Source organism: Oleiphilus sp. HI0066 (assembly GCF_001635725.1).
This window is the reverse complement of the sequence record NZ_LWFH01001290.1, coordinates 1-1111: the sequence shown is the minus strand read 5'-3', so window position 1 is coordinate 1111 and position 1111 is coordinate 1. Positions and strand designations below refer to the sequence as shown.

The 1111-nt window shown below is 44.6% G+C and carries 2 protein-coding genes; both read right to left on the bottom strand.

Features of this window, described 5'->3' with window-relative positions; translation table 11 throughout:
* The coding region (locus tag A3738_RS32065) for a hypothetical protein (RefSeq protein ID WP_231876701.1) at positions 1-193 on the bottom strand (193 nt) is incomplete at its 3' end.
* Positions 193-1111, bottom strand: a 919-nt coding sequence (locus A3738_RS18770) for a rhomboid family intramembrane serine protease (protein ID WP_156504337.1), incomplete at its 5' end; no start/stop codon positions are given. The genes A3738_RS32065 and A3738_RS18770, both read right to left, overlap by 1 nt.

Genomic DNA, 1111 nt, shown 5'->3' with positions numbered 1-1111 from the left:
TTTGATCAATTCGCCGCCAGAAGGGTACGACATCAGATTGAACGCCAAGGCTTTCAGTTTCTCGCTCACAGATCATGCATGTGGGATCTTTGTTTGTTTTGCTTTCATTTAAACAGGTAGGACAAAAATCCTGATCGCAATGAGTGCAGTGATGGCTAGCAGGGCTAAGAGGGTGATAATGGCAGTAGGACATTATTGACTCCCTCCCAGGCCTATTGTTGTTTCAGCAATATTTGCATAGTGCTGGGATTTTTCTGATTGCTTGCACTTTCCAAAAACAATCGACAGCTTTCGGGCCAGAACATCGAGGTTGAGTTGACTATTTTGTTGAGTGTTGAGCTTCTCGAAAATATCTTCAGCAAGGCTTATATGCTCGTTAGTACAAAGTTTTAATGCCAGCTTGTATTGCTGCTCTTCATTCAGCTGGCTCATGAGGTCTGGTGTGTTCTCGCAGATATTGGCTAACTGGCTTAGATCTCGCTCGTCTCGTATTTTTATATCCATTAAGGTCGCGAAAAATAGAGCATGACCTTTCAATCCCGTTTCTTGAGATAACTTAAAAGCCAGCATGTTGAGCTCAAAGCTTGCCCCGTAATCCTTGTTGTACTGTTTGATACTTTCTACAGCTCTCGTAAATGAGAAGCGGTCTATCTGTTCGTAAATCTTGGCTCTAGCTTCGCGTTCTGGATCGATTTCTTGGTTTTGTTCCACGTACTCTGTATTCACAAGTTGAGGTCGGAAGAAGTAGATCAAACCAAGCAATGCTCCACCCCCAGCAAAGCCACCCGCGTGCGCCATAAAGGCGACATTCGAATGCGGGTTGAGAAAGTAGTCGCTTATCTCTTTGCCGATATACAAGGGAAGGATGAGCAAGGCTGGTGCTCGAAAATATCCAGCAAATACAAAAATCCAATAAAAGAACTCAATTTTGCGCAACCTGAATACACCCAGATACATGGCCATGACACCAGATATTGAGCCTGACGCTCCAACTAGAGAGGTGTCGCTTGAGAGATCCATTACCGCATACAACAGGCCTCCAGCAATTCCTGAAAGCAAATAGAGCAGCAAAAACATCCAACCACCAATGGCTGCTTCAACAGCGAATCCG